The organism is Neisseria weaveri (assembly GCF_900638685.1).
GTDB lineage: Bacteria > Pseudomonadota > Gammaproteobacteria > Burkholderiales > Neisseriaceae > Neisseria > Neisseria weaveri.
Genome location: NZ_LR134533.1, coordinates 1655517 through 1682030 on the forward strand (window position 1 = coordinate 1655517; position 26514 = coordinate 1682030).

A 26514-nucleotide genomic window follows, 5' to 3' on the forward strand; every position below is an offset into this window, starting at 1 on the left:
AAATATACAAGGCCGTCTGAAATTTTCAGACGGCCTTGTTTGTTGTAGTTCGGTTAATCGTCGCGATCTACGCGTTTGGATAGAATTTTTCCTGTGCGTGCGTCGATTTCGATTTCGTATTTGTGGCCTTTTGAGAGAATATCGACTTCGTAATGGGCACGGGGGGTGCTGTCGAAATCGACATCGGTCACTTGGCCTTTTACATTTTTTTGTGCGATGGCTACGGCTTTTTTGGAGGAAATATATTGCGCGGCCTGTGCGGCGTTGGCGGTGAAAGCGGTTGCGACGATCAGCAGGATGGGAATCAGGCGGTTGGGTTTCATGGTTTCGGCCTTTCTGGTCGGTTGATGGTGATGGAAAGCGGTATCGACCGCGTTATCTGTTGTGTTGACGGGTTCAGTATAGGCGCGGAGATTTAGAGATGAATTAGGCGATTGTTATTTTTGGTAAAGGCATTTGGGTCGGGTGTTGTGGAAAACGAAGCCGGTTGTCGGCGCAGGTATTTGGGGCAGTGATAGAAGCAGGCAGAAGTTTGTTATAGAATGTGGCTTTGTTTTCAGACGGCCTGAATGGTTTGGATATGAGTTCAACAGCAGAATCGCAACCGAAAAACTATATTACGCCTGTCGGCTGGCAGGCTTTAAAAGACGAGCTTTACCATTTGGTTTATAAAGAACGGCCGGATGTGGTGCAAGTGGTGAGCTGGGCGGCCGGTAACGGCGACCGCAGCGAAAACGGCGATTATCTCTACGGCAAACGGCGTTTGCGCGAAATCGACCGCCGTATCCGTTTTTTGACCAAGCGTTTGGAAGCCGCGGTGGTGGTGGATCCGGAAACCCGTGAAGATACCGACCAAATCTTTTTCGGCGCAACAGTGGATTTGCTGCGTGAAGACGGTACGGAGCAAACCGTGCGCATTGTGGGAACGGATGAAATCGATACGGCAAAAAACAAAATCTCGTGGGTGTCGCCGTTGGCACGTTGTCTGTTGAAAGCGCACGAGGGCGACGATGTGGTTTTGAACGGTCCGGACGGCAGGGAAACCATTGAGATTTTGGAAGTGCGTTACGAGCGGATCGATTGATCGGGCATATATTGAGGCCGTCTGAAAAATCAGTTGTGCCGGCTAAGCGGTTTGAACAGGCTTGAGTCATGAAAAACCGGCCCAAAGGCCGGTGGGTAAAGCATTTTAGCGCTGTCTTGCTTTAAAGCGCGGATTGCTTTTGCAGATAACATAAACTTTGCCTTTGCGGCGGACGATTTGGCAATCGCGGTGGCGCTTTTTGGCAGATTTGAGTGAAGACAATACCTGCATATTACCTATCCTTTTTGAAAGAGTTCATCATAGATTGATAGCGTTGGTTGAACTTGCTGGCGCGCCCTTCATTGTTGTATTCGCGCTGTTTGCCCGTGTATACGGGATGGGAAGCCGAAGAAGTATCCAGCATGAAAACAGGATATTCCTGACCGTCGGTCCAAACCATGGTTTTACCGTGCGTATCCGCGCAGGAGCGGATCAGCCAGCCTTCGTTGGCACTGCTGTCGAAAAACAAAACGGTGCGGTAGTTTTCAGGGTGTAAATTCGGTTTCATTGCACTATCCTTTGGTATGTTATAGTGTAACAATTATATAGTATATGATAATTGTTATCAAATGAATTTTGATACGGATAAAAAGGATGCCGTCTGAAATTTTTCAGACGGCACGGATATTATGAACAATACGTTTTTATGGCAGAAGCAGGAAGAAACCCGGCTTGCTGGAATTTCCGAGCCGGTCAGGCAGCTTTTGCAGTGTCAATCGCTGACTGCCGGTTTGAAAGAATCGGGATACGGCTTTTCCGTTTCTGTACTGCATTTAGGACGGTTGGGTGCAGACAGCCTGTTGGCAGACGGATGGCCGGAATGGCAGCAGCAATGGTTCGGCAGGGACGTCTGTTTGTGTTTGGACGGCACGCCTGTCGTGTGGGCGCGCAGCCTGTGCCTGCCTTCCGCTCATATTTGGCAGGAAATTTTAAACTGCGGTACGCGCCCTTTGGGCGAACGTTTATTTGACGGTTCGTTACCGTTGCAGCGTTCTGCATTCGAATATCTGCCCGGGGGGAGGCTTGAGGGTGAAATCGGTCTTTTTGTTGCCGCCCGCCGTTCTTTCTTTGAATTGTCGGGGCAGAAATTGGGTTTGGTAGAATGTTTCCTTCCCGCATTGTCCGACTATTTGAAATAAAGACGGCATGGCGGTGAAAATTTTGGTGGTATAATCGCCCTCCGTCCGCATGGCTGGTTTGCTCCGGTCGGACAGTTTGGTTTTTCAATCAGTTTGCCGGCAAGGTAAAGCACTAACACGATGAATATCAGAAAATATTTACATCAATGTCTGCCCGAACATGCGGCAGACCGGCTGGAGGTCTACGGGCAGTTGATGCGCGTGGATAAGCCTATCGGCACATTGCTGCTGCTATGGCCGACTTTGTGGGCTTTGTGGGTGGCGTCCGAAGGCTTTCCTGATTGGACAATACTTTTGGCTTTTTGTTTCGGTACGTTTTTGATGCGCAGCGCAGGCTGTGTCGTGAACGATTTGGCCGACCGGAAAATCGACGGTTCGGTAGAGCGGACCAATCGCAGACCGTTTGCCACAGGAAGCGTCACGGTTGCCGAAGCATTGCTGCTGCTGCTGATTTTGTGTTTGTTGGCGGCGTTGTGCCTGATTCCCTTGAATCAAAAAACTTGGCTGATGAGCCTTCCCGCTTTATTTTTGGCGGTAACTTATCCCTTTACCAAGCGCTTTTTCCCTCTGCCGCAACTGTATTTGGGTTTGGCTTTTTCGTTTGGTATTCCGATGGCGTTTGCTGCAGTAACGGGAAGCGTGCCGCCTGTTGCCTGGCTGATTTTTGTAGCCAATGCTTTGTGGACGTTGGCCTACGATACGATCTATGCCATGGTAGACAAAGAAGATGATCTGAAAATCGGTATTCGGACTTCTGCGGTTACATTTGGAGAATACGATATTGCCGCCATTATGCTCAGCCATTTTTGGTTTACGGTGCTGATGCTGGTTTTGGGCGGTATCATTGATGCGACTTGGCCGTTTTGGTTGGTAGTACCTGTGGTGGTGTATTGGCAGATACGCCAATATCGTGAAATCAAGAGCCGAAACCGCGCCGTCTGTTTCATAAACTTTCTCAACAACAACCGTATTGGCTTGGCTTGGTTTGCCGGTATTGCCGCCCATTATCTATATATCGTGCTGTAATCTGTTGTTTTCAAAAGTATTCGGATATTTTGTCTTTGGATATCGGATACCAATGTAAAATTTTCGGCAGTAATTGAGATTTAGGATAACAGTAGGTACAATTCCCCCCTGTTTTTCTTACTTTTTAAAGAGAAAATATATGAGCCTGATCGGCGAAATTTTGCCCTTGTCGCATATTGTGTTGGACTTGGAAGTAAGCAGTAAAAAACGTGTTTTCGAACAGGCAGGTTTGTTGCTGGAGAACGAAGCTGGTTTGGCCCGTTCCGATGTATTCGAATGTCTGTTTGCCCGTGAAAAACTGGGAACGACCGGTTTGGGGCAGGGCGTTGCGATTCCTCACGGTCGTCATGCTTCGGTAAAAAAAGCGGTTGGTGCTTTTATCCGTACGAAAGAACCGGTTTCTTTTGATGCGCCCGACGGTAAACCCGTATCCCTGATTTTTGTTTTGCTGGTTCCGGAAAATGCTACCGGTGAACATTTGGAAGTGTTGTCCAAGCTGGCAGGCAGATTTTCCCAAAAAGCAGTACGGGAAGCCTTGGCCCACGCAACGAGTGCGGAAGAGGTGCAACGTTTGCTTAGCGACGAATAATCATGCCCAGTATTTCAGTCCGCCGCCTTTATCAGGATAATCAGCAGAAACTCCAGTTGGCTTGGGCGGTGGGAACGGCCGGTGCGGACAACCGTATCGGCGTAGAGGCCGATAAGCCCGTTTTGGCGCTGGTCGGCCATTTGAATTTTATCCATCCCAATCAGGTTCAGGTTTTGGGGGTGGCGGAAGTCGAATATTTAAAGCGGTTGGAGTCGGGTGAAATCAATTACCGTTTTGAAGAGCTGTTTGATTCCTCGATGGCTTTGGTGATTGTGGCCAATGGCCTGCCGGTTCAGCCGATTTTGCGCGACTATTGCCATACGCATAATGTTCCGTTGCTGACTTCGAAGCTGGAAAGTCCGTATCTGATGGATGTGTTACGGATTTACCTGCAGCGCGTATTGGCGGTGTCTACGGTAAAACACGGTGTGTTTCTCGATGTGTTTGAAATCGGCGTATTGATTACCGGCCAGTCGGGTTTGGGTAAAAGCGAGTTGGCTTTGGAGCTGATTTCGCGCGGACACAGTTTGGTTGCCGATGATGCCGTCGAACTGCACCGAACAGGGCCGGAAACGCTTACCGGCCGCTGTCCGACCATGCTGCGTGATTTTTTGGAAGTGCGCGGTTTGGGTGTGTTGAATATCCGGCATATTTTCGGTGAAACTTCCATTCGCCCGAAGAAAATCCTGCAATTGATTATTCATTTGGTCGCTGCCGATGACGACTATATGAAACAGCTTGACCGTTTGAGTATCCGTACTGAGACGGAATCCATTCTGAATGTGAACATAAGATCTGTCACGCTTCCCGTTGCCATCGGCCGAAACTTGGCCGTATTGGTAGAAGCGGCTGTACGCAACTATATTTTGCAGCTGCGCGGCAAAGACAGTACCAAAGAATTTTTGGAACGCCATCAAACCATGTTGAAAGAAGACGAACTCAACCATGAAAATAATATTGATTAGCGGACTTTCAGGCTCCGGAAAGTCTGTCGCGTTGAGGCTTTTGGAAGACGTCGGCTATTATTGCGTCGACAATCTTCCGGTTGAAATGCTGCCGGAATTGGTGAAGCACCATATCGACAAAGGCTCGGTTTCCGAGCTGGGCGTGAGCGTGGATGTCCGCTCGCGCATCGATATCAAACAGGCTCAGGAGCAGATGGAATATCTGCGCAGGGAAGGCCATCAGGTTGATTTGCTGTTTTTGGAAGCCGATGAAAGCGTGTTGGTGCGCCGTTTTTCGGAAACAAGGCGCTGCCATCCTTTGTCCGGTCAGGATATGACCCTGTTAGAGGGGATTCAGAAAGAACGCTCTTGGCTATTTCCATTGCGCGATATGGCCTACTGTATCGACACTTCTAAAATGAATGCCCAGCAACTCCGTTATAGCGTGCAAAAATGGCTGCAAATCGAGCGGCAAGGTTTGTTGGTGATTTTGGAATCGTTCGGTTTTAAATACGGCACGCCCAGCAATGCCGATTTTCTGTTTGATGTCAGAAGTCTGCCGAATCCCTATTACGATTTGGAATTGCGCCATTTCAACGGCATGGAAAAACCGATTCAGGATTATTTGGACGCACAACCTTTGGCTCAAGAGATGCTTGAAGATATTGAGCAATTCATTAACCGTTGGTTGCCGCGTATGCAGGTTGAAAGCAGAAGTTATGTAACCATCGGCATAGGCTGTACGGGCGGACGGCACCGTTCGGTCTATTTGGTCGAGCGTTTGGCGCAACGCCTGCAAGGCCGATACGAATTGTTGGTTAGACACAGACAGGCAGATAATTTATCCGGCCGCTGATTTTTCAGACGGCCTCCATGTGGCAGGCCGTCTGAAAAATCCAAAAGCCGTTGATAAAACAATATGCTATAATTCGAAGCATCTTATTCAGGCAGCCCGAAGAAAGGCTGCCTGAAAACATTAGCGATAAAATTTTTCAGCTAAGCATCTATTTTCAGACGGCCTCCCCGCAAAACAAATACCCATAGCAAACCCATTTGCTATCCATAGCGATATAAAGAGCAAAACATTATGGCAATCCAATGGTTTCCCGGCCACATGAACAAGGCGAAAAAAGCCATCGCCGAGCGCATCAAAAGCATTGATATGGTGATTGAAATGCTCGATGCCCGCCTGCCCGCCTCCAGCGAAAATCCCCTGCTGGCACAACTTTCGCGCGGCAAACCCAAGCTCAAAATCCTCAACAAACAAGACCTTGCCGACCCCGAACGCACCGCCGTTTGGCTCGATTACTACAACAACAAGCCCGACACCCAAGCCATCGCCCTCGACTCTTCCGAGCAAGGTGCCACCGCCAAAATCACCCGCGCCTGCCGCAACATGATGCCCAACCGCGGCGGCATCGACAAACCCCTGCGCGTACTCATCTGCGGCATCCCCAACGTCGGCAAATCCACCCTGATAAACGGCATGATCGGCAAAAAATCCGCCAAAACCGGCAACGAACCCGGCATCACCAAAGCCGAACAACGCCTGTTTCTCGCCGACGACTTCTGGCTCTACGACACCCCCGGCATGCTGTGGCCGAAAATCATCGTAGAAGAAAGCGGCTACAACCTCGCCGCCAGCGGTGCCGTAGGCCGCAACGCACTCGACGAAGAAGAAGTCGCCCTCGAACTGCTCGACTACCTGCGCCGCCACTACCTGCCCCTGTTGCAGGCACGTTACCAAGCCGACAAAGACCCCAGCAGCCATTGGAACGACACCGAATGGCTCGAATGGATCGCCAAAAAACGCGGAGCCGTATTAAGCGGCGGACGCATCAACTACCAAAAAGCCGCCGAAAACATCCTTACCGATTTCCGCGACGGCCACATCGGCAGAATCACGCTCGAAACACCGAACCAATGGGAAGCATGGCTCAAAACAGCCAAACAGAAAGAAGCCGAATTGAAAGCCGCCCGCGAAGCCAGAAAAGCGGAACGCAAGGGACAAAGGCCGTCTGAAAAAGAATAAAACACCGGGGTACGCGTCCCTGCCCAAGGCTTCCGACAACTGTTTGCCTTGCATTAAAATGGAAACCGACGGCGGGTAAAGATGCCCGCCCCACGCAGCCCGACCGCAATCCAACTTACCGAAGGAGTGCATTATGAAAACCGTTTTCCGCAGCGTCTTGGCGGTAGCCGCTTTATCACTGACCGCCTGCTTGCCCACAACCGGCGGCAGCCATGAAAGCCGTATTCAAGTGTACAAGCACGACGGTTCCCGCCAGTGCGAAGCAGGTACCAGCCCCGCCGACATGCAGAAAGAACTGCAAGGCATCCGCGTTTATGCGGCGGAAAAAAGCGAGCTTTCAGACAAAGCCTACCCCGAAGTATGCGGAGGCGATACCGGCACCATCAACGTTTACACGATTGAAACGAAAGATAGAAGCGAAGCTGAAAAGCGCGGGTTTAAAGTATTGCCCCCAACACCGCAATAATCTTTTCAGACGGCCTGACCATTCTGCTGCCCTAAAAGGCCGTCTGAAAACCGTTATGCCCGCAGCTCGCAAGCACACGGTAAAATCCGTCGAGCATTATCGAAAGCACCGCCATGAAACCGATGACCTGCAACGCCTTACTGACCGCCCTTGTTGCTCTAAGTGCCTGTGCCGCTTCCAACAGCCCGAATGTGCCGAAAACCGCGTACATCCAAGTCTATAAACACAATGGCTCGCAGCAATGCTACGGCGGCGGCATCAGCCCTCAAGCCATGCTGAGTGAATTGAACGGCATCCAAGTCTATGCCGCGGAAGCACACAGCCTGCAAGGTGTGATGTTCCCCGCTGTATGCGGCGGATTAACCGGCAACGTCAATGTTTACACGATTGATACAAAAGACAAAAGTAAAGCTGAAAAACGCGGGTTTAAGGTATTGCAGGAGAAAGATTAATTATTTTATTTCAGCTTTCAGACGGCCTGTCTGAAAAATAATCTGTTTATTTGACGAAAATATTAAACTGCCTATCATGTCTAAACCACGTTCCCAAACCATTAGGATTTTTCTGCCTTCAGGAAACCCGCGCGGAATCCGTAAAGTTGAACGCACCAGTAACAGTAATATTCGCCTGATTGAAATCCCTCGTACCGACTTACATCTTTTTTACGAGATGGAAGAAGCGGGAGGTATGGGTATTTATTTTCTAGTTGGAGGGAATCAGCTTTATGTCGGCGAAACGGCGGATTTAAGTACGCGTATTAAACAACATGACAAAGCTAAAACGTTTTGGCAGCGCGCTTTTATTGTTGTATTAAACAATGATTTTCGAACCCTCGATCATTTATATTGCTTAGAAAAAACGGCTATCGAACATGCTCAAGTCGCAGGCAGATTTTCGTTAGAAAATGGTACGGCCGGTAACACCCACCGTCATTTACATGACTCCATTCGTTCCGACTGCGAAAATATTTTTGATGAAATCGACACATTACTGGCGGTATTGAATCAGGATTTTTTTACTGAAAAACAAAAGCCTATTATTAAAGTAGAGGCAATGCTTGAAGCAACAGCCCAACTTGAAATTCCGCCTGTGCAAGAGAAGCCGTCTGAAGACAATATAAACGAAATAAACGAATATTCAATTCCTAATACATGGACAGGCAGGACTGTTACGGTATTCTGCCGAAGTAGAGATAAAATCTTACGCGGGAAGGGTCTGTTTAATGTAGAAACAAAGCAAATTTTGTTGCTTGAAGGCACGATGATTTATCGAAAGATTTCTGAAACATTGCCTCCCGGCTGGAAAGAAGTTTACCAACAATGGCTCGCAAGCGACTTTTTGGCAGACAGTAAAGATCCCGATTTTTATGTTTTACAGTCAGAACAACTATGTGCCAGCCCGAGTATGGCCGCAGCATTGGTGCTGGGCAACAATCGTAACGGTTGGCAATATTGGCGTACGGAACGTGGTTTAACTTTAGATGAAACCTACCGTAAAAAATAAGCCTAAACCAACCACACTAAACCATACTTTTAACGCTATATCAGGCCGTCTGAAAACTACCATACACCGCACCATGACCGACAAAATCCCCCCCGACGCGCTTATCGAAGCCGCGCTGCTTACTCAAACCGAACCGCTCAGCGAAAAGACCATGCGCGAGCTGTGTGTGCCGCCATTGTCACCCGACAAGCTGATTGATGTGCTGGCGAACTTAAAAACCCGCTGGCAAAACCGTGCTTTGCAGTTGGTGCACACGCATGAAGGCTGGCGTTTTCAGATTGCCCAAGCCGCATTCGAGCGGTTGGGCAGTTTGCAGGAGCAGCGTGCGCCGCGCTATTCGCGTGCGGTGATGGAAACGCTGGCGATTATCGCCTACCAGCAGCCGGTTACGCGCGGCGATATCGAAGGCATACGCGGCGTAGCGGTATCGCAAAACGTAATGCAGACGCTGCAAGACCGCGGTTGGATTGAGGTTATCGGCCACCGCGATTCCATCGGCCGCCCCGCTTTATGGGCGACGACCAATGTGTTTTTAAGCGATTTGCAGTTGGAAAGTTTAGAAGAACTGCCGCCGCTCACCGAATTGGGCGAACTGGTATTGCCCGATTTAATCGAGCCTGCCGAAAGCGGCGAGGAAGAAACAGAAGCCGGGCAAACCGAGCTGCTTTCCGAACCGCCCATATTAAATTAACGGGTAGGTCGGATTCTTGTATCCGACAAAATCACCGAATACCATTGCTTGTCGGATACAAGTATCCGACCTACGGCTGAATTAATTTCAGACGGCCTTACTTGAAAAAAACGATATGCCCGTCATACTCGGGCTTGACCCGAGTATCCCGCATCTCTCTAAGCTAAAAGATACTCGGGTCAAGCCCGAGTATGACGGTACTTTTGCAGAAGAAGCAGTAGGTCGGATTCTCGAATCCGACAGAATCGCCGAATACCATTGTTTGTCGGATACAAGTATCCGACCTACGGCTGAATTAATTTCAGACGGCCTCACAGATATAAAGGCCGTCTGAAACCCGTCCTTATCTATTTTTAACAACCCATCCTGCCGCCAAAGCCGCAGAAGAACCGTTTTCCTTTCAGGAAAATGCGTTAGGAGACTCTAGTGAACACCAAAAAAATCTCAAGCAAACGTGAATTGCGCGACGGCGCACCGGCCAAGAAAACGGCTGCCCGCAAAAATACAGGCAAGTTTTCAGACGGCCTTAAGAATAAAACAGGCGTAAAAGAAGCCGCAGGCAAACCTGCCGCGCCGAAAACGCAGGCTTCCCGCGCCAAAAAACTGGTGGTGCGCAATCCCAATCAAAAAATCATGGAACGCGCCCGCGATTTGAAAGAAAAACGCGTTGATTTAGACAGTTTCGAGCCGGTGCGCCTGCAAAAAGCCCTTGCCGCATCGGGCGTGGGTTCGCGCCGTGAAATGGAAGACTGGATTACGCAGGGCTTGGTTACTGTTAACGGCAAAACCGCCCGGCTTGGCGACAAAGTTTCGCCCGACGACCAAGTTACCGTGAAAGGCAACGTAATCAAGCTCAAATGGCCCGACCGCCTGCCGCGCATTATTCTCTATTACAAGCAAGAAGGCGAAATTGTCTCGCGCGACGACCCGCAAGGCCGAGTGAGCATTTTCGACCGCCTGCCGCAAGCCGCCAGCAGCCGTTGGGTGGCCATCGGCCGTTTGGACATCAACACCAGCGGCCTGTTGATCCTGACCACATCAGGCGAACTGGTCAACCGCTTCTCCCACCCCAGCTTTGAAGTCGAGCGCGAATACGCCGTGCGCGTGCTGGGCGAGCTTTCCACCGAACAGATGAAAATGCTCACGGAAGAAGGCGTGATGCTGGAAGACGGTTTGGCCAAAGTGGAACGCATCTACGAGCAGGGCGGCGAGGGTGCCAACAAATGGTATAACGTGGTAATCAAAGAAGGCCGCAACCGCGAAGTGCGCCGTATTTTCGAGAGCCAAGGCTTTACCGTAAGCCGGTTGGTGCGCGTCGGCTTCGGCCCCATCGGCCTGCCGAACCGCTTGAAACGCGGCCAGTTTTACGAACTGAATCCGGCCGAAGTCGCCAACATTATGAAATGGGCAGGTATGTCGTTGCCGGGAAACCGCCGCCGCAAATAAATCCGGTTTGGAAACGGATTGTCGTCTCGGCAGTGAGTCGGTATTTAAACAGGATATCGGCGGCTGCGAATGTGGTGCCGGCTTGATGTTTGGAAAAAAAGGCCGTCTGAAATTTTTCAGACGGCCTTTTTACAATGTTGGGAAGTATTTATCTAAACCAACCGCGTACGGCTTCCAAGCCGTGAAAATGGATACTGGCATCGGCATGTTCCTGTGCTTTGGGTTTGGCGCGGTAGGCGATACCGATACCGGCTTCTTCCAGCATGGGAATGTCGTTGGCGCCGTCGCCCATCGCTAAAACTTGGTGTTTCTCCAAGTCGAGCAGGGTGCGGTGTTGGATCAGTAAATCGGCTTTGGCGCGTGCGTCGATAATGCGTCCGAGCAGACGGCCGGTCAGTTTGCCGTCGGCGGTTTCCAAAACGTTGGCGTATTGGTAGTCGAGACCGAGCCGTTTTTGCAGGCGTTCGGTAAAGAAGGTGAAACCTCCGGACACCAGCATGAATTTGACTTGGTGTTTTTTGCACTCTTCCAGCAGGTATTCGGCACCGGGCGAAAGCTGCAAAACGTGGTCGTAAACGTCTTGCAGGAATTTTTCGTCCAAACCTTTCAACAGGCCGACGCGTTGGCGCAGCGATTGTTCAAAATCCAATTCGCCGCGCATGGATCGTTCGGTAATTTCGGCGACTTGGTCTTTTAAGCCGGCACCGGCGGCGATTTCGTCGATACATTCGATGGTGATCAGGGTGGAGTCCATATCGCTGACAATCAGCCCCAATTCTGAAAAAGCCATATCGGGCAGAACGGCATGGTCGATGTGCTGGCTGCGGAGCTGCGCCTGTTCGGACGGTTGCAGTGCGAAGCCTTCTGCTACCGCTGCGCGGGCGGTGTGCGTGTTTCGTGTTAATCCGGGCAGGTCGGGCAGGGTGCAGGCGGCGATGTCGGGGTGTTGGAAAATCAGAGTGGACTGCATTTTTTCAGACGGCCTTTGCTAAATGGAAAGGGCGATTATATAAGATATTGCCCGTAAACTTAACTTCGGTTGCGGCTCTGATTGCCGAGGCCGTCTGAAAAAATTTAGTTGAATGTGGTGCAGTTTTGGTCTGTATTGTTACCGCTGAAGTAAGAATCCGAACTGCCGCAGCTGAGTGTGGAAGAGTCGCAAATGCTGAAAGAAAGCGATTCGTCGATTTTCAATACTCTGGGTTCTTTGTTTTTGTCTTTGGCTACCGCTGTCAAGGTAAAGCTGTCTTCATCGGCACCTTTCGGATTGCCTTGGGGGCGGATACAGAAGTCGGCGGTTTCGGTTATCGGCAGTTCGGCCCATGTGCCGGAATCTTGGGTGAAGCTCTGGTTTTGAGCGTAGAAGCGTTCCATAGCGTGGGCGTTTTCCAGCAGGGCGGCTTGGGCGTGTTTTAAACGCGCATGACGGGTGTATTGGTCGTAGGTCGGAATGGCGACGACGGCGATGATGGCGAGTACGGCAACGGCAATCATCAGTTCGATCAGTGAGAAGCCTTGTGTTTGATGCTTGTTCATTATGTTTTCCCTTATATTGTTGTGGTTTTGCCGTAAGTATCCGTAAAGATGGCGGCGGTGTCAAAGTGTGGGCGTAGGGGAAAATGCCCGATATGCGCCGGCGTGCGGCGTGTTTTCGGGTAAGTTGTGCAGGCGGCGGAGTGGCTGAATCAGCGAGTAAATCTTGGTTTTTATGTGTAAATCCGCAGTTTTATTGTGTATAGGATTCAAAGATTTAAATTGTATTGCGGTAGTGTGCGGGCTTGGAGCGGCGGCTTGCTTGCAGTACACTTACACGGTTTTTACGATACATATTTACAACATTGACTATCAGGCCGTCTGAAAAAAACGGCATCAACGGTTTGGAAACGGATAGATTTCGAAAATGAAAAAGCTGGTGAAGTGGATCATAGTGTTATTGGTGGCCGCGTTGGCGGTGTGGGGCGGTTGGCAGCTCTTCAAACCTGAAGAAAAAGCAGTTTATCTGACTGAAACGGTGAAACGCGGCGAGATACGCCGTACGGTTCGCGCGACGGGCGAAATCAGCGCGGGGCAGTTGGTCGACGTGGGGGCGCAGGCCTCGGGGCAGATTAAAAAACTGTATGTCAAGCTCGGTCAAACGGTGAAAAAAGGCGATTTGATTGCAGAAATCGATTCGACGACGCAAGTGAACGCGCTCAGCAGCAATCAGGCAAAATTGGAAACTTTCCGCGCGCAGCTGGCTTCGGCACGGATTGCGTTGGGCAATGCCGAACGTGCCTACCGCCGCGAGCGGGCGTTGTGGTCGGAAAATGCTACGTCTAAAGCCGAGCTGGAAGATGCGGAAGGGGCATTGGCCTCGGCCAAAGCCAAAATTACCGAGCTGCAGTCGCAAATCAAACAGACGCAGATTGCGATTAATACTGCCGAAGCCGATCTCGGCTATACGCGTATCAGCGCTCCGATGGACGGAACGGTGGTGTCGGTAACGGTGGAGGAAGGTCAGACCGTGAATGCCAACCAAACCGCACCGACCATTATCCAGCTGGCCGATTTGACGGTGATGTTGAACAAAATGCAGATTGCCGAAGGCGATGTCACCAAAGTGAAAGCCGGGCAGAAAGTGTCGTTTACCATTTTATCCGAGCCGGATACGCCGGTTGAGGCGGTATTGGATACGGTGGATCCCGGGTTGACGACTTTATCGCAAGGCAGTTACAGCAAAAAAACCGATACCACCGATACGGCGGTGTATTATTATGCGCGCGCGCTCGTACCGAACCGTGACGGGCAGCTTTCCATCGGTATGACAACGCAAAATACCATTGAAATCAGCCGCGCCGACCAAGTGTTGGCCGTGCCTAATCTGGCGGTGAAAAAACGCGGAGGAAAATCGTTTGTACGCGTGGTCGGAGAGGACGGCAAGGCGGTGGAGCGGGAAATTCAAACCGGTTTGCGCGACAGCATGAATATCGAAGTGAAAAGCGGATTGAAAGAAGGCGAGAAAGTTGTAGTGTCGGAGAATATGCCGTCTGAAAACAATGACCAGCGCCGTATGCCGCCGATGTAAGGCAGGGAAAGGCGTAAATACGATGGACTTAATCGAGTGTAAACATATCAACCGCTATTTCGGCAGCGGCGAAAACCGTGTTCACGTTTTGAAAGACGTGTCGTTGTCGATTAAGAAGGGCGATTTTGTCGCCATTATCGGCCAATCGGGTTCGGGAAAATCCACCTTGATGAATATTCTCGGCTGCTTGGATGCAGCTTCTTCCGGCTCTTACCGCATAGACGGCATCGAAACGGCGCAGATGCAGCCGGACGAATTGGCCGGTTTGCGGCGGCAGCGGTTCGGTTTTATTTTCCAACGCTACAACTTATTAAATTCCCTGAACGCACGCGACAATGTGGCATTGCCTGCGGTATATGCCGGTATGCCGCCGTCGCGCCGTGTTGAACGTGCGGAAAAGCTGCTGCACGATTTCGGTTTGGCCGGTAAGGAAAACAATAGGCCGAACGAGCTTTCAGGCGGCCAGCAGCAACGGGTTTCGATTGCCCGCGCGTTGATGAACGGAGGCGAGATTATTTTGGCCGACGAGCCGACCGGCGCGTTGGACAGTAAAAGCGGCGAAAATGTGATGGAAGTGATTCACGGCCTGCACCGGCAGGGGCATACCGTGATTATGGTCACGCATGATCCGAAAATTGCCGCTCATGCCAATCGGGTGATTGAAATCAGCGACGGACGGATTATCGCCGACAACAGCAAAGCCGATGTGGAAAAAATGGGTGTGCGGCACGGCTTGAACGAAGAGCCTTCGTGGTCGTTTTATTACGACCAGTTTGTCGAGGCGTTGAAAATGTCGGTTCAGGCGGTGGTGGCGCATAAAATGCGCTCGCTGCTGACCATGCTCGGAATCATTATCGGCATTGCCGCCGTGGTTTCGGTGGTGGCGTTGGGCAAGGGTTCGCAGGAAAAAATCCTGTCGGACATCAATGCGATGGGCACGAACACCATCAGCATTTATCCCGGCAGGGGTTTCGGCGACCGCCGCTCGATGCGGATTAAAACGCTGACGATTGAAGATGCTCAGGTTTTGGCACAGCAGGCCTATGTGGAAAATGTGACGCCGCAGACTTCTTCTGGCGGAACGCTGACTTACCGCAATACCGATTTGAGTGCGCGTTTGTACGGGGTGGGCAGCGAATATTTCGATGTGCGCGGTTTGAAGCTGGAGTCGGGCAGGCTGTTTGATGCCGACAATGTAAAAGAAGACGCGCAGGTGGTGGTGATTGATCAAAACACCAAAAACAAGCTGTTCGGCGAAGGCGAAGACCCTTTGGGCAAAGTGGTGTTGTTTAGAAAACGGCCGTTGTTGGTGGTCGGGGTATTGCAGCCGGAAAACAATATGTTCGGCGGGGGTTCGGATACCTTGCAGCTGTTTGCGCCTTATACCACGGTTATGCACCAAATCACGGGCGAAAGCCATACCAATACGATTATCGTGCGGATTAAAGACGATGCGGATTCGGCGGCGGCGGAAAGCGGTTTGACCGAGCTGCTGACGGCGCGCCACGGCACTAAAGATTTTTTCATGCAGAGCAGCGACAGCATCAAGCAGACGGTGGAAAGTACGACGGGCACGATGACGCTGCTGATTTCCAGTATTGCGCTGATTTCGTTGGTGGTCGGCGGTATCGGCGTGATGAACATTATGCTGGTGTCGGTGACCGAGCGGACCAAGGAAATCGGCGTGCGTATGGCGATTGGAGCGCGGCGTTCCAATATTTTGCAGCAGTTTTTGATTGAGGCCGTCTTAATTTGCTTGATCGGCGGTTTGGCCGGCATTCTGCTTTCGGCCGGAATCAGCGTATTGTTTAATCAGTTTGTTACCGATTTTGCCATGCGTTTGTCGGTTTGGTCGGTATTGGGGGCGGTGGCCTGTTCGACCTTGATCGGCGTGGTGTTCGGCTTTATGCCTGCCGACCGTGCTTCGCGGCTGAATCCGATTGAAGCGTTGGCACACGATTAAGCCGTTTTATTTATTCATTATTCGAAGTTTTCAGACGGCCTTTTGCTTCGGCTGGGTTTGCCGCAGAGGCCGTCTGAAAAAATATTGTCGGAATTCCGTTTATGCAAACCATGCAAAGCAAACATTTTTTTCAGACGGCCTGTTTGTGCTTAATGCTGTCTGCAGTCGGTGCGTGTGCCGTACCGCAGTATCCTGTTGAAAATAAGGCGTTAACGGCAGGCATGATCGCCGACAGTGAGCGTGAGGCTCTGTACCGTATTGATGAAGAATGGTGGCAGGCTTACGGCGATGAGCGTTTGAATGCTTTGATTGCCCAAGCCTTGGCCAATAATATCGATTTGAAAAAAGCCGCTTTGTCGGTAAACAAAACGCTGTATCAGGCCAATATTTTGGGGGCGGGGCTGGTTCCTTCGGTGAATGCGTCTTTGGGTGCTTCGGTATCGCATCACTTGGACAATGGCACGGAGAGCAAGAACTTCAGCAGCCAGCTCGGTTTGAGCTATGAATTGGATTTGTGGCGCAAGCTGCGGATGAAAACCGACGCGCAGGTGTGGGAAGTGCAGGCGGGCGGGCAGGATTTGGCGGAAGCCCGTTTGGCTTTAGTGAATAATGTCGCCGATGCTTATTGGAATATTGCTTATCTGAACGAAGCCTTAACCGCCGCGCGCAAAGAAGCGGCGCACCACCGGCAGATTCTCGGTATCGCGCAAAGCAAATACCGGCACGGCAAAACGTCGTCCGCATCTGCGGTTCAAGCCGAACAGGCTCTGTTGGGCGCGCAAAATACGGTATTGTCGTTGTCAAACAGCCGCGACAGTGTTTTAACGGTATTGCGCAATCTGCTGAACCTGAAGCCGAATGAACCGTTGGCCGCCGACCCCGAATATTTCCGCCTGACCGAACCGGCCGGTGTGGATTTGGATGTGCCGTTAAATGTTTTGGGCAACCGTCCTGATGTCAGGGCGGCCGAATACCGTTTGAATGCGGCATCGGCAGGATGGGAGGCGCAGAAGCGCAATTGGTATCCCGGCATCAGTTTGGGTTTGAGCCTGAGTTCTGCGTCCGACAAGGCAAAAACCATGTTCGATGTGCCGCTGCTGGGCGGAACGGTAAAAGTGAGCTTGCCGTTTTTGGATTGGAAAACGCTGAAATGGGAAAGCAAAACTGCCGAAGCCAATTTCGATACCGCGCGCCTGAATTTCGAAAAAACGCTGACGGCAGCCTTAAACGAGGTCGACGGTTATTACGCCAAATACCGTTATGCGCGTACCGTTTTGCAGCAGGCCGAGCAGCGTTACCGCTTGGATAAGGAAAACAGCCGCTATTACGAAGCGCGCTACCGTCACGGCAAGGCCGAGTTGAAAGACCGGTTGTCTGCGTTGAACAGCGAATATGCCGCGCAGCAAAACCTGCTCAGCCGCCGTTACGAACTGCTGAAGCAGGAAAGCATGGTGTATAAAGCGATGGCCGGGCGTTACCGCCACCGTGCCGAACAGCCTTAAGCATGCGGAGAGGCCGTCTGAAAATTCAGACGGCCTTTTTTGATAGATTGGCAGAGTGTTTGGGTATGCGCTTGGCAAATGCAGTATAATCGAGGCCGGTTTCCATCATTATCCCTACTATGTCCGACCGCAGCCGCCGCATCAATCACGAACCCGTTTTTTTGCTGACCGCCACACCGTGGCGCGAGAGCAGCTTGCGCTTGGAAGTTTTCAGCCGCGAATACGGCAGAGTGGCCTTGTTGGCGCGCAGTGCGCGTAAAAGGCAGAGCGAGCTGCGCGGCGTGTTGATGCCGTTTGTGCCGGTGAGTGCGTCGTGGTACGGCAGTCAGGAACTGAAAACCCTGCACCGTGCCGAATGGTTGGGCGGTTGGCCGCAGCCGAAAGGCCGGGCTTTGTTCAGCGGACTGTATATCAACGAGCTGGTGTATAAAATGACCGCGCGCGAAGATGCCCATCCCCAGCTGTATGACGCGCTTTATACTGTGATGCAGGCCGTATGTTGCGAAGCCGACCATATTGCCGCGTTACGCCGTTTCGAATGGACGCTTTTGTCGGAATTGGGTTTGGCACCTGATTTGAAACAAGATTCAGACGGCCTTGCCATCGAAGCCGGACAGCCTTATTGGCTGAGTCCGCAACACCCTGTGATGCCTATGCGGCAGGTCAATGCCGCCGTTTTGAGCGAGGGCGGTATCGCGGTGGACGGCGACGTGTTGGCGCAGCTGGACGCAGGCGTGTTTGCAAGCGGCACGGCTTTGCAGCAGGCCTTGCAGATTACGCGGATGTTTCTCGATTTTTATCTGCCTGCCGGGATTAAGTCGCGGCAGGTTTTGCAGCAGATGCAGCTTTTTCAGACGGCCTGATGAATCAATATCGGCCGGATAAGCAAAGGCCGTCTGAAAAAAACATTATTTTGAAACACGACAGACTTTAAGGAACGACCATGCTTTTAGGTGTCAATATCGATCACGTCGCCACGTTGCGCAACGCACGCGGCACCAGCTATCCGAGTCCGCTCGAAGCCGCCTTGATTGCGGAAACGCACGGTGCGGATCTGATTACGCTGCATCTGCGCGAAGACCGCCGCCATATCAAAGACGACGATGTATTCGCCATTAAAAACGCCATCCGCACGCGTATGAATCTGGAAATGGCATTGACCGAAGAAATGTTGGAAAACGCTTTGAACGTGATGCCGCAAGATGTGTGCATCGTGCCGGAGAAGCGTCAGGAGGTAACCACCGAAGGCGGTTTGGACGTGCTGGCACAGCAGCAGAAAATTGCCGGGTTTACCAAGCAGCTTACCGATGCCGGTATCCGCGTTTCCCTGTTTATCGATGCCGATGCCGACCAGATTCAGGCGGCCAAAGATGTCGGCGCACCCGTAATCGAACTGCACACCGGTGCGTATGCCGAAGCCCGGAATCCGCAGCAGCGTCAGCGTTTGCTGGCCGGTATCGAAGAAAACGCGCATTTTGCCAACGATTTGGGCTTGGTGGTCAATGCAGGACACGGTTTGACCATCCACAATGTGGCGCCGGTGGCGCGTATTTTGGCCATTGAAGAATTGAATATCGGCCATTCGCTGATTTCGCAAGCCGTGTTTCTCGGTTTGCCCGAAGCCATCCGGCAAATGAAGGAAGCGATGTTTAAGGCGCGTATGCAGCCTTATTGATACTCGGCCGCCTGCGGGCGGCCGATTTGAGGAGAAAATGTGATTTACGGAATCGGAACCGATATTGTTGCTTTGGACCGTATCGACAAACTATATAAAAAATACGGCCGGGCATTTGCCGAGCGTATATTGAGCCGTTACGAGCTGCTGGAGTTTGAGCAGGCCGGCCGGCAGGTGAATTTTCTGGCCAAGCGTTTTGCCGCCAAAGAGGCATTTGCCAAAGCAGTGGGAACCGGCATCCGCGGTGCGGTGTCGTTCCGCAATATCAGCGTCGGCCATACGGATTTGGGCAAGCCCGATTTTATTTACGAGCCTGCGCTGCAATTGTGGCTGCACGAGCGCAATATCCGCTATGTGCATTTGAGTATGAGCGATGAGGACGATTCGGTTGTCGCTTTCGCGGTAGCGGAAAAATAAGACCGGAAGGCCGTCTGAAAACGGCCTTGTTTCATGAAGCGGATTGGGAAAAAGGATGAAGTTTTCGTTGTTTCGCAAGTTGTGCGTGGAATGGCTGGTGTTTTGGGCGTTGTCGGTCGGCGTATTGATGTCGTCGCGCCTGTATCTGCTGTTTCGGTATACCGAAGCGCAAATGCGTTCCGATTATGCGGCGGATGTGTCGGCTTTGTTGCTGAAAGGTTTGTTGTTCGACATCAAAATCAGCTCGATTCTGACCGCCGTTGCCGTGCTGCCTGCGTTGTTGGCGTTGCTGCACCGCCGGGTGTTGGCATGGGTGGCCGGGATTACGCCGTATCTGTTGGCTTTGCTGCTGGTTTCGGTGGCGGCATTGTCGGTGGTGAATGTGTTTTATTACTCGGTGTACGACCGCCAGTTTGATGTTTTTGTATTCGGTTTGGTTGAAGAAGACACGGTTGCGGTTTTGAAAACCATTTGGCAGGACTATCCCGTTGTGTGGGGCCTGCTTGGTTTGGCGGTTTTGGTCTGGGCGCTCAAAGCGTTGTTTTCCAAGCTGCACGGCAGGTTGGACAGGGCAAAATTTTCAGACGGCCTTGTTATCTCTAATGTCTTGTTGGTTGTGGGTTTGGTGGCCGGATTGACATTGGGGATACGCGGTTCTTTAGGTAAGTTTCCGTTGCGCCAATCGTCGGCACAGATTTCTACGCAGGCAGTGTTGAACAAGCTGGTTCCAAACGGGCTGACTTCGTTGTCTTGGGCTGTCAGCGAATACCGCAACAGTCAGATTTTTGAAGTTGTAGACGATGAAAGCGGCAGGAAGCTGTTCGGCACCATGTTGGGCAGGGAAGCTGCTTCGGCTGATTTCAATGAATTGAAGGTGCTTACGCCCGAAAATGCGGCGGCTGCGGCCGGTAGGCCGAATGTGGTATTGGCGGTGATGGAAAGTATGAGCGGCCATATGCTGCAACTGGACAGTCCGCAACGGGATTTGTTGGGCAGTTTGCGCAGTCATTTCCAAAATGATTGGGTGTTCCACCGTTTTGTTTCGGAAGGAGACGGCACATCCGACAGTCTGCACCGTCTTTTTATACGCAGCCCGTATAACAACCTGAGCCAAAGTGCGGCTAAAAGTAAATTTTTCCCGACCAATATGTTTACGCCTTATCTGGAAGCAGGCTACAAAGTGGTGTATCTAACCGCAGGTAACGGCGGTTGGCGTGATTTCGACCGCTTTACCAAGCATTTGGGCGTGCATGAATTTGTAGACGAAAACCGTTTGCGCGAACTGTATCCCGATGCGGAAACCTTTGCTTGGGGCGTGCCCGACGAATATATGTTCCGCTATGCCGCAGACCGCTTGCAGAAAGCGGAGCAGGATCGTGAGCCGGTATTCATTATGATGATGTCGATTACGCATCATCCGCCGTATAAGTTGCCGGCCACCGGCGCACGCAGCCAATATGTTTTCAGCGATGAAGAACGCCGCCGCTTTTCGCAGATGGAAAACATGAACGAAGTGTTCAACACTTACCGCTATGCCAACAATGCTTTGGGCGATTTTATTGATTCGGCGAAAAAAGTCGGCAATACGATTGTGGCAGCAACGGGCGACCACAATATCCGCGGTATCGGTTATCCCGATATTTCGGAAGCCGCTTTGGGGCATGCCGTTCCGTTTTATCTGTATGTGCCGCAACAGTATCGCGGACAGGCGGTGTACCGTGCCGAACGTGTCGGTTCGCACAAAGACATTATGCCGACGCTGTATGAATTCAGCCTGTCGGGTCAGCCTTATTACCGTACCGGCTGCAATATGCTGTCTGACGATGCCGGTTTCTCAGGCAATCCGTGGTGCGGCTACGGCTACAATGCCGAAGTGGCACTGTTTCCCAAAGGTATGTACGACTTGCGAACCCAGCAGTATTACGTTATGGAACAGGGTTTGCAGGTGGCGGCAAGGCCGTCTGAAATTCCCGAAGATGTGCGCTTGAGCGTGGAAAAAAGTAAACATTACGGCGCATTTTTATCGTGGCTGACTAACCGTATGGCCACAGCGCCCGGCAAATGATTGTGCCGCAAACAACAAAACGGAAAGAAAGATATGGTTGAAGACAAACGTCCTTTGGTGCGCGTTGTTGCCGGGGTGGTATTAAACCGTGAGGGCGAATATTTGCTGTCTTCGCGGCCCGAAGGCAAACCTTATGCCGGATATTGGGAGTTTGCCGGCGGTAAAATCGAGCCGGGCGAAAGCGAGCTGGATGCGTTAAAGCGCGAATTCGAAGAAGAACTCGGTATAGAAATCCATCGGGCGCGTCCGTGGCTGACCAAAATCCATGCTTACGAGCACGCTTTGGTGCATTTGCGTTTTTTGCGTGTGGAAGCAGACGGCTGGTCGGGCGAGCTTCAGGCCAAAGAGAGACAAAAGTGGTCTTGGCAAAAAGCGGGCGATTTTACCGTATCGCCGATGTTGCCTGCGAACGGCCCTTTATTGAAAGCATTGTCCGTGCCGGACAAACTCAGAGGCCGTCTGAAAAAAGGATTGGTTGGCGAAAACGCGATGGGTGCATACCGTGTTGTGCCGCTTGCTGATGCAGGAGAAGATGACGGCAATATTCTGTTTACCGCTCGGGAATGGTCGGTGCGGACGGAAAACGGCAGACCCGGCAGCGTTTGGGTTGTCATTAAACACAGGCAGCAGTGGCAGGAAGTACGGGATGCCGACGTTGCCGTTTGGCAGGTCGGCAACGAACAGGCTGCGGAGGAAATAACGCAGGTATTGGCTGAAGGCGTGCCCATTCCGCTGGTGGTGTATGCACCGGCAGACTTACTGCGGCGGTACGGCGAAATCTGGCTGCAGGCCGGAGCGCATACGCTGGTGGAAGGCGTGGAAACGGAACAGGTGTGATGATGCAGAAATCCGGAAAAATGATGTTGGCGGCGGTATTGCTGATCGGATTTGCCGCCGTCAAATTGGGGGCTTTGTATTGGTGGCAGGGCAAGCAGGCCAAGGTTCAGGAAATATCGGCCTGTAATGTGCATCAAGGCTGCGTATTGCCCAACGGTGTCGAAGTCAAATTCAGCGACACGGTGGCCGCCAAAGCACCGTTTGAGATTGTGCTGCGCAATGTTCCCGATCATATTCAGGAAGTGACCGTGAGCTTTTCCATGAAAAACATGGATATGGGTTTCAACCGCTACCGCTTGACGGACAAAGGCAACGGCGTATGGTCGGCCGAGCAGATACGTTTGCCGGTATGCGTCCAAAACCGCAGCGATTACCTTGCCGATTTATCCATCGGCGGTGCGGTTTTTCAGACGGCCTTTACCGCCAAATAAGCGGTTTGGACGCTATGCGGCAAACTGAGGCCGTCTGAAAAAATGCAGGCAGGCAAATTGTTTTCAGACGGCATGATTCACTATACAATGCACTCATCCCACCAATAAGGAATATCACCATGATCGGTAAAAAATTATTCGAAGAAGTATCGGCCAAATTAGGCGAAACCATTGCCAACAGCCCGGCCAAAGATATGGAAAAAAACGTGAAAGCCATGTTGGGCAGTGCGTTCAACCGCATGGATCTGATTACGCGCGAAGAGTTTGATATCCAACAACAGGTTTTGATCAAAACCCGTACCAAACTGGCGGAACTGGAAGCCAGACTGGCGGAACTGGAAGCCAGACTGGCGGAACTGGAAGCCAGACTGGCGAAGCTGGAGGCAGCCGCCGGTACCCAAGCAAACGAAACCGTAGAAGCGGCTGCCGAAGCCGTTGCAGAGCCGTCTGAAAAAACAGAATAAAACCGGTTGATTCATGTCTTTAGCCGTTGTTTACAGCCGTGCCTTAAGCGGTATGAATGCGCCGTTGGTCGAGGTGGAAGCCCATCTGGCCAACGGCCTTCCTGCTTTCAATATCGTCGGCCTTCCCGATACCGAAGTGAAAGAAAGCCGCGACCGCGTGCGTGCGGCAATTATTCAAAGCGGATTTGATTTTCCGGCCAAAAAAATTACCGTCAACCTTGCTCCGGCCGACTTGCCTAAAGAATCCGGCCGGTTTGACCTGCCGATTGCCATCGGTATTTTGGCTGCTTCGGGTCAAATTTCCGGCGAGCAGCTTGCCCATTACGAATTTGCCGGCGAGTTGGCTTTATCGGGATTGCTCCGGCCGGTCAGGGGCGCGTTAGCGATGGTTCTGCAAGGCATGCAGGCCGGTAGGGCGTTTGTTTTGCCCGAAGGTAACGCCGCTCAAGCCGCCTTGATGGAAGGTGCGGAAATTTACGGTGCAGAGAGCTTGGGGCAGGTTGCCGCCCATCTGAATGCCGTCGAACCGTTGGCAAAAATTCAGACGGCCTTTCCGCTGCATATGGAAGCGGAACGGCCATTGCCTGATTTATGCGATGTCAAAGGACAGCATACCGCGCGTCTGGCTTTGGAAATTGCCGCAGCAGGCGGACACAGTCTGCTGATGATAGGGCCGCCCGGAACCGGCAAATCTATGCTGTCGCAAAGATTGCCGGGTATTTTGCCGCCTTTGAACGGTCAGGAGCTGATGGAAGTCTGGTCGCTGCGTTCGCTGCTGCCGGAGCATATGCAGACACGCGATACGCGCAGACCTTTCCGCTCACCGCATCATAGCGCCAGTCCGGCGGCAATGGTCGGCGGCGGTTCGGATCCCAGACCCGGAGAGATTTCGTTGGCGCACCGCGGCATATTGTTTTTGGACGAGTTGCCCGAATTCGACCGCAAAGTATTGGAAGTGTTGCGGGAACCTTTGGAAAATGGAGAAATCCATATTTCCCGTGCCGCCAAACAAGTGGTGTATCCGGCTAAATTTCAATTGGTAGCTGCGATGAACCCTTGCCCTTGCGGTTATTTGGGGCATGCAGTCAAACCGTGCCGGTGTACGCCCGAGAGCATTGCCCGTTACCGCAACAAAATTTCCGGCCCTTTGCTCGACAGAATCGATTTGATTGTCGAAGTACCGAGTTTGTCGGCTTCAGAACTGGTTCAGCAGCAACCGGGCGAGGGCAGCGCAGCAGTTTTGAAGCGGGTAGCCGAGGCCAGGGAAAGACAGTATCAACGGCAGGCAAAAACCAATGCCGATTTAAGCGTGACGGAGTTGGACGAACAGGCGCGGATTACACGCGAAGCGGCCAATGCTTTGGGCGAACTGCTGGAGAAGCTGTCGTTGTCGGCCAGAAGCTTCCACCGCATTATGCGCGTTGCCAGAACATTGGCCGATTTAAACGGGGACAATGATGTATTGCGTCAGCATGTGTTACGGGCGGTAAGTTTTCGTCGGGCTTTGTAAGTGTGTTTTGCCCAAAGAAACAGATGTTGATAAAATCCACCAAACGGGTTCGGGCCGCCGTATTTTCAGACGGCCTTATGCGGAATCCGACAGAATAAGACTTTAGGGGTATCTTTTTATGAATGCAAAAAAACAGTTCGGTAAGGGCCTGACGGGATTTATGTTGGGCTTGTTTATCGCCACGGTTGTGATTGCCGGTATTTTATTTTTCTTAAATCAGAGCAATAAAAAAGCGTTTAAAAACGATATTCCACCGGCAAAAGAATTGCCTGCTCCGGAAATTCTGACGCCGAAAACAGTAGAACCGCAAGCATTTGATCCTTTACCGGATGACGAGTTGCTGCCGAGCGAAGAAGGCTTGGATATTGTAGGCGGAGAGGCGCAAACATCGGAAAAATCTGAAGATTTGGTTCCTCCCGCAGTAGTTCAAACCGATAAGCCTGCGGAACAGGCCAAGCAGGAAGTGAAGCCGCAACCGAAAAAACCTGCCGTAAAGCAGGAAGAGAAGAAAGCGGATAAACCGGTTAAACAGCCTGAAAAACAAGTGAAGCCGACACCGGAACAGATTTTGGAAAGCGGCAGCATCGAAAAAGCCAGAGAACAAGCGGCTGCGGAAGCCAAGAAAGCGGAAGCGGCTAAAAAATCAGCGCAATCGGCATCTTCAGGCGGAAAAGTCGTGGTACAGATGGGGTCGTTTGCCGCACGTTCTGCTGCGGAAGAGCGCCGTGCCGAATTGGCTTTGCTCGGAGTGGCAGCCAGAGTGTCGGAAGCACAAGTGAACGGCAAAACCACTTACCGCGTACAAAGCGGCCAACTTGACGGCGATGCCGCCAAAAAAGTACAGCAAACTTTGAAGCAGAACGGCATAGAAAGCTTTTCCCGTTCGGTAAAATAATTTAGGAAGATAAACGATGAAATTAAAAACATTATTATTGGGCACTTTGGCGGCATTGACCGTAACGGCTCAGGCGCATGCGGCGGTCGTGGAAGGCAAAGACTATACCGTGCTGGACAAACCGGTTCCTCAGTTGCAGTCGGATAAGGTAGAAGTATTGGAGTTTTTCGGTTATTTCTGTGTACATTGCTACCATCTTGATCCGATTCTGCTGAAGCATGCCCAATCTTTTGCCGATGACACTTATCTTCGTACCGAACATGTGGTTTGGGAGCCGGCCATGTTGGGTTTTGCCCGTGTTGCTGCGGCGGTAAACAGTTCGGGCTTGAAATATCAGGCTAATCCCGAAGTATTTAAGGCTGTATACGATCAAAAAATCAACTTGGCCGATACGGCAACTTTTAAAGAATGGGCGGAAAAGCAAAGTAGTTTTGACGGTAAAAAACTGGTTGCCGCTTATGACTCTTTCGGTAATATGGCGCAAGCAAAAAAAATGGAAGAGTTGACCAATGCCTACCAGATTTCCGGCACCCCTACCGTTATTGTCGGTGGTAAATATCAGGTGAAATTTTCGGGCGATTGGCAATCGGGCATGAAAACCATTGATGAACTGGTTGCCAAAGTTCGCGAAGAAAAAGGTTTGAAAAGTGCCGCGGCCAAGCCTGCTGCCGTACTGAAAAGCAAAGGTGCATGGCTGGCCAAGTCCGCCAACAAGTAATTGAAAACCGTGTTTCAGGCAGCCTGAGGGCTGCCTGAACTTTTTAAGTTTCA

Annotated in this window: 31 protein-coding genes; 26 read left to right on the top strand and 5 right to left on the bottom strand. The window is 51.5% G+C overall.

The window, feature by feature from the left end:
* Positions 1-53: 53 nt before the first annotated feature.
* Entirely contained in the window at positions 54-323 is a 270-nt protein-coding gene (locus tag EL309_RS08000) for a PepSY domain-containing protein (RefSeq protein ID WP_004283472.1), read from the bottom strand.
* 257 nt (positions 324-580) lie between these two features.
* Between EL309_RS08000 and greB the strand changes: the two genes are divergently transcribed.
* Positions 581-1084, top strand: coding sequence for a transcription elongation factor GreB (gene greB / locus EL309_RS08005; RefSeq protein ID WP_040669721.1), 504 nt, complete (start codon positions 581-583; stop codon positions 1082-1084).
* Between the two features lie 105 nt (positions 1085-1189).
* Here greB and ykgO read toward each other — a convergent pair whose 3' ends face one another.
* Both ykgO and EL309_RS08015 read right to left on the bottom strand, forming a co-directional pair.
* Positions 1190-1315 carry a type B 50S ribosomal protein L36 gene (ykgO, locus tag EL309_RS08010; protein WP_004283474.1) on the bottom strand — a complete coding sequence of 42 codons (126 nt, stop codon included), beginning with the start codon at positions 1313-1315 and terminating at the stop codon, positions 1190-1192.
* A 1-nt stretch (position 1316) separates the two neighbouring features.
* On the bottom strand, positions 1317-1592 hold the full coding sequence (locus EL309_RS08015; protein ID WP_004283475.1) for a type B 50S ribosomal protein L31: 276 nt from the start codon (positions 1590-1592) through the stop codon (positions 1317-1319).
* Positions 1593-1713: 121 nt separating this feature from the next.
* Between EL309_RS08015 and EL309_RS08020 the strand changes: the two genes are divergently transcribed.
* The 12 genes from EL309_RS08020 to EL309_RS08075 all read left to right on the top strand — a co-directional run bounded on the left by EL309_RS08020 (position 1714) and on the right by EL309_RS08075 (position 10920).
* Positions 1714-2223, top strand: coding sequence for a chorismate--pyruvate lyase family protein (locus tag EL309_RS08020; protein ID WP_004283479.1), 510 nt, complete (start codon positions 1714-1716; stop codon positions 2221-2223).
* A gap of 120 nt (positions 2224-2343) precedes the next feature.
* Positions 2344-3249: a 4-hydroxybenzoate octaprenyltransferase gene (gene ubiA / locus EL309_RS08025; RefSeq protein ID WP_040669708.1), complete on the top strand. Its 906-nt coding sequence runs from the start codon at positions 2344-2346 to the stop codon at positions 3247-3249.
* A 139-nt stretch (positions 3250-3388) separates the two neighbouring features.
* Positions 3389-3838, top strand: a complete 450-nt coding sequence (gene ptsN, locus EL309_RS08030; protein WP_004283483.1) for a PTS IIA-like nitrogen regulatory protein PtsN — start codon at positions 3389-3391, stop codon at positions 3836-3838.
* Between the two features lie 2 nt (positions 3839-3840).
* Complete coding sequence (gene hprK / locus EL309_RS08035) at positions 3841-4803, top strand: HPr(Ser) kinase/phosphatase (RefSeq protein WP_004283485.1); 963 nt, start codon at positions 3841-3843, stop codon at positions 4801-4803.
* On the top strand, positions 4784-5638 hold the full coding sequence (gene rapZ, locus EL309_RS08040; RefSeq protein WP_036494497.1) for an RNase adapter RapZ: 855 nt from the start codon (positions 4784-4786) through the stop codon (positions 5636-5638). The genes hprK and rapZ overlap by 20 nt, the downstream gene beginning before the upstream one ends.
* A gap of 231 nt (positions 5639-5869) precedes the next feature.
* Positions 5870-6814, top strand: coding sequence for a ribosome biogenesis GTPase YlqF (gene ylqF / locus EL309_RS08045; RefSeq protein WP_040669710.1), 945 nt, complete (start codon positions 5870-5872; stop codon positions 6812-6814).
* Positions 6815-6947: 133 nt separating this feature from the next.
* Entirely contained in the window at positions 6948-7280 is a 333-nt protein-coding gene (locus EL309_RS08050; protein ID WP_004283494.1) for a hypothetical protein, read from the top strand.
* A 113-nt stretch (positions 7281-7393) separates the two neighbouring features.
* The gene (locus tag EL309_RS08055; protein WP_040669712.1) at positions 7394-7732 is read left to right on the top strand and encodes a hypothetical protein; all 339 of its coding nucleotides are present in this window, start codon (positions 7394-7396) and stop codon (positions 7730-7732) included.
* A gap of 76 nt (positions 7733-7808) precedes the next feature.
* On the top strand, positions 7809-8783 hold the full coding sequence (locus tag EL309_RS08060) for a GIY-YIG nuclease family protein (RefSeq protein WP_050793674.1): 975 nt from the start codon (positions 7809-7811) through the stop codon (positions 8781-8783).
* A gap of 73 nt (positions 8784-8856) precedes the next feature.
* Positions 8857-9474 (top strand): SMC-Scp complex subunit ScpB, encoded by a 618-nt coding sequence (scpB, locus tag EL309_RS08065; RefSeq protein ID WP_004283500.1) that lies wholly within the window; start codon positions 8857-8859, stop codon positions 9472-9474.
* 115 nt (positions 9475-9589) lie between these two features.
* A complete protein-coding gene (locus tag EL309_RS08070; RefSeq protein ID WP_036494500.1) occupies positions 9590-9808 on the top strand; it encodes a hypothetical protein in 219 nt (72 codons plus the stop codon).
* Between the two features lie 92 nt (positions 9809-9900).
* On the top strand, positions 9901-10920 hold the full coding sequence (locus EL309_RS08075; RefSeq protein ID WP_004283501.1) for a pseudouridine synthase: 1020 nt from the start codon (positions 9901-9903) through the stop codon (positions 10918-10920).
* A 148-nt stretch (positions 10921-11068) separates the two neighbouring features.
* On the opposite strand, the gene serB is transcribed toward EL309_RS08075, so the two are convergent.
* Together serB and EL309_RS08085 are read right to left on the bottom strand one after the other, a co-directional pair.
* On the bottom strand, positions 11069-11890 hold the full coding sequence (gene serB / locus EL309_RS08080) for a phosphoserine phosphatase SerB (protein ID WP_004283502.1): 822 nt from the start codon (positions 11888-11890) through the stop codon (positions 11069-11071).
* A 104-nt stretch (positions 11891-11994) separates the two neighbouring features.
* Complete coding sequence (locus EL309_RS08085) at positions 11995-12456, bottom strand: type IV pilin protein (protein ID WP_004283503.1); 462 nt, start codon at positions 12454-12456, stop codon at positions 11995-11997.
* A 364-nt stretch (positions 12457-12820) separates the two neighbouring features.
* On the opposite strand from EL309_RS08085, the gene EL309_RS08090 reads away from it, so the two are divergent.
* The 13 genes from EL309_RS08090 to EL309_RS08150 all read left to right on the top strand — a co-directional run bounded on the left by EL309_RS08090 (position 12821) and on the right by EL309_RS08150 (position 26461).
* Positions 12821-13984 carry an efflux RND transporter periplasmic adaptor subunit gene (locus tag EL309_RS08090; protein WP_004283505.1) on the top strand — a complete coding sequence of 388 codons (1164 nt, stop codon included), beginning with the start codon at positions 12821-12823 and terminating at the stop codon, positions 13982-13984.
* A gap of 22 nt (positions 13985-14006) precedes the next feature.
* Entirely contained in the window at positions 14007-15947 is a 1941-nt protein-coding gene (locus EL309_RS08095; RefSeq protein ID WP_004283506.1) for a MacB family efflux pump subunit, read from the top strand.
* Between the two features lie 110 nt (positions 15948-16057).
* The gene (locus EL309_RS08100) at positions 16058-17449 is read left to right on the top strand and encodes a TolC family protein (RefSeq protein ID WP_040669723.1); all 1392 of its coding nucleotides are present in this window, start codon (positions 16058-16060) and stop codon (positions 17447-17449) included.
* Positions 17450-17568: 119 nt separating this feature from the next.
* A complete protein-coding gene (recO, locus tag EL309_RS08105; protein WP_004283508.1) occupies positions 17569-18312 on the top strand; it encodes a DNA repair protein RecO in 744 nt (247 codons plus the stop codon).
* Between the two features lie 80 nt (positions 18313-18392).
* Positions 18393-19124 carry a pyridoxine 5'-phosphate synthase gene (pdxJ, locus tag EL309_RS08110; protein WP_004283509.1) on the top strand — a complete coding sequence of 244 codons (732 nt, stop codon included), beginning with the start codon at positions 18393-18395 and terminating at the stop codon, positions 19122-19124.
* A gap of 39 nt (positions 19125-19163) precedes the next feature.
* Positions 19164-19541: a holo-ACP synthase gene (gene acpS / locus EL309_RS08115; RefSeq protein WP_004283510.1), complete on the top strand. Its 378-nt coding sequence runs from the start codon at positions 19164-19166 to the stop codon at positions 19539-19541.
* Positions 19542-19596: 55 nt separating this feature from the next.
* Entirely contained in the window at positions 19597-21606 is a 2010-nt protein-coding gene (locus EL309_RS08120) for an LTA synthase family protein (RefSeq protein WP_004283511.1), read from the top strand.
* 33 nt (positions 21607-21639) lie between these two features.
* Positions 21640-22443, top strand: coding sequence for an NUDIX domain-containing protein (locus tag EL309_RS08125; RefSeq protein WP_040669714.1), 804 nt, complete (start codon positions 21640-21642; stop codon positions 22441-22443).
* 2 nt (positions 22444-22445) lie between these two features.
* On the top strand, positions 22446-22874 hold the full coding sequence (locus EL309_RS08130; protein WP_172795956.1) for a hypothetical protein: 429 nt from the start codon (positions 22446-22448) through the stop codon (positions 22872-22874).
* 119 nt (positions 22875-22993) lie between these two features.
* Entirely contained in the window at positions 22994-23338 is a 345-nt protein-coding gene (locus EL309_RS08135) for an accessory factor UbiK family protein (RefSeq protein WP_004283514.1), read from the top strand.
* Positions 23339-23351: 13 nt separating this feature from the next.
* Entirely contained in the window at positions 23352-24848 is a 1497-nt protein-coding gene (locus tag EL309_RS08140) for a YifB family Mg chelatase-like AAA ATPase (protein WP_004283516.1), read from the top strand.
* Between the two features lie 118 nt (positions 24849-24966).
* Entirely contained in the window at positions 24967-25743 is a 777-nt protein-coding gene (locus EL309_RS08145; RefSeq protein WP_004283517.1) for an SPOR domain-containing protein, read from the top strand.
* A gap of 16 nt (positions 25744-25759) precedes the next feature.
* Entirely contained in the window at positions 25760-26461 is a 702-nt protein-coding gene (locus EL309_RS08150) for a thiol:disulfide interchange protein DsbA/DsbL (protein ID WP_004283519.1), read from the top strand.
* The last annotated feature ends 53 nt before the right edge of the window (positions 26462-26514 follow it).

Excerpts from the sequence above, each read along its gene's own strand:
- EL309_RS08000 (WP_004283472.1), bottom strand. The coding sequence starts at position 323 with ATGAAACCCAACCGCCTGATTCCCATCCTGCTGATCGTCGCAACCGCT.
- greB (WP_040669721.1), top strand. The coding sequence starts at position 581 with ATGAGTTCAACAGCAGAATCGCAACCGAAAAACTATATTACGCCTGTC.
- ykgO (WP_004283474.1), bottom strand. The coding sequence starts at position 1,315 with ATGCAGGTATTGTCTTCACTCAAATCTGCCAAAAAGCGCCACCGCGAT.
- EL309_RS08015 (WP_004283475.1), bottom strand. The coding sequence starts at position 1,592 with ATGAAACCGAATTTACACCCTGAAAACTACCGCACCGTTTTGTTTTTC.
- EL309_RS08020 (WP_004283479.1), top strand. The coding sequence starts at position 1,714 with ATGAACAATACGTTTTTATGGCAGAAGCAGGAAGAAACCCGGCTTGCT.
- ubiA (WP_040669708.1), top strand. The coding sequence starts at position 2,344 with ATGAATATCAGAAAATATTTACATCAATGTCTGCCCGAACATGCGGCA.
- ptsN (WP_004283483.1), top strand. The coding sequence starts at position 3,389 with ATGAGCCTGATCGGCGAAATTTTGCCCTTGTCGCATATTGTGTTGGAC.
- hprK (WP_004283485.1), top strand. The coding sequence starts at position 3,841 with ATGCCCAGTATTTCAGTCCGCCGCCTTTATCAGGATAATCAGCAGAAA.
- rapZ (WP_036494497.1), top strand. The coding sequence starts at position 4,784 with ATGAAAATAATATTGATTAGCGGACTTTCAGGCTCCGGAAAGTCTGTC.
- ylqF (WP_040669710.1), top strand. The coding sequence starts at position 5,870 with ATGGCAATCCAATGGTTTCCCGGCCACATGAACAAGGCGAAAAAAGCC.
- EL309_RS08050 (WP_004283494.1), top strand. The coding sequence starts at position 6,948 with ATGAAAACCGTTTTCCGCAGCGTCTTGGCGGTAGCCGCTTTATCACTG.
- EL309_RS08055 (WP_040669712.1), top strand. The coding sequence starts at position 7,394 with ATGAAACCGATGACCTGCAACGCCTTACTGACCGCCCTTGTTGCTCTA.
- EL309_RS08060 (WP_050793674.1), top strand. The coding sequence starts at position 7,809 with ATGTCTAAACCACGTTCCCAAACCATTAGGATTTTTCTGCCTTCAGGA.
- scpB (WP_004283500.1), top strand. The coding sequence starts at position 8,857 with ATGACCGACAAAATCCCCCCCGACGCGCTTATCGAAGCCGCGCTGCTT.
- EL309_RS08070 (WP_036494500.1), top strand. The coding sequence starts at position 9,590 with ATGCCCGTCATACTCGGGCTTGACCCGAGTATCCCGCATCTCTCTAAG.
- serB (WP_004283502.1), bottom strand. The coding sequence starts at position 11,890 with ATGCAGTCCACTCTGATTTTCCAACACCCCGACATCGCCGCCTGCACC.
- EL309_RS08085 (WP_004283503.1), bottom strand. The coding sequence starts at position 12,456 with ATGAACAAGCATCAAACACAAGGCTTCTCACTGATCGAACTGATGATT.
- EL309_RS08090 (WP_004283505.1), top strand. The coding sequence starts at position 12,821 with ATGAAAAAGCTGGTGAAGTGGATCATAGTGTTATTGGTGGCCGCGTTG.
- EL309_RS08095 (WP_004283506.1), top strand. The coding sequence starts at position 14,007 with ATGGACTTAATCGAGTGTAAACATATCAACCGCTATTTCGGCAGCGGC.
- EL309_RS08100 (WP_040669723.1), top strand. The coding sequence starts at position 16,058 with ATGCAAAGCAAACATTTTTTTCAGACGGCCTGTTTGTGCTTAATGCTG.
- recO (WP_004283508.1), top strand. The coding sequence starts at position 17,569 with ATGTCCGACCGCAGCCGCCGCATCAATCACGAACCCGTTTTTTTGCTG.
- pdxJ (WP_004283509.1), top strand. The coding sequence starts at position 18,393 with ATGCTTTTAGGTGTCAATATCGATCACGTCGCCACGTTGCGCAACGCA.
- EL309_RS08120 (WP_004283511.1), top strand. The coding sequence starts at position 19,597 with ATGAAGTTTTCGTTGTTTCGCAAGTTGTGCGTGGAATGGCTGGTGTTT.
- EL309_RS08125 (WP_040669714.1), top strand. The coding sequence starts at position 21,640 with ATGGTTGAAGACAAACGTCCTTTGGTGCGCGTTGTTGCCGGGGTGGTA.
- EL309_RS08130 (WP_172795956.1), top strand. The coding sequence starts at position 22,446 with ATGCAGAAATCCGGAAAAATGATGTTGGCGGCGGTATTGCTGATCGGA.
- EL309_RS08135 (WP_004283514.1), top strand. The coding sequence starts at position 22,994 with ATGATCGGTAAAAAATTATTCGAAGAAGTATCGGCCAAATTAGGCGAA.
- EL309_RS08140 (WP_004283516.1), top strand. The coding sequence starts at position 23,352 with ATGTCTTTAGCCGTTGTTTACAGCCGTGCCTTAAGCGGTATGAATGCG.
- EL309_RS08145 (WP_004283517.1), top strand. The coding sequence starts at position 24,967 with ATGAATGCAAAAAAACAGTTCGGTAAGGGCCTGACGGGATTTATGTTG.
- EL309_RS08150 (WP_004283519.1), top strand. The coding sequence starts at position 25,760 with ATGAAATTAAAAACATTATTATTGGGCACTTTGGCGGCATTGACCGTA.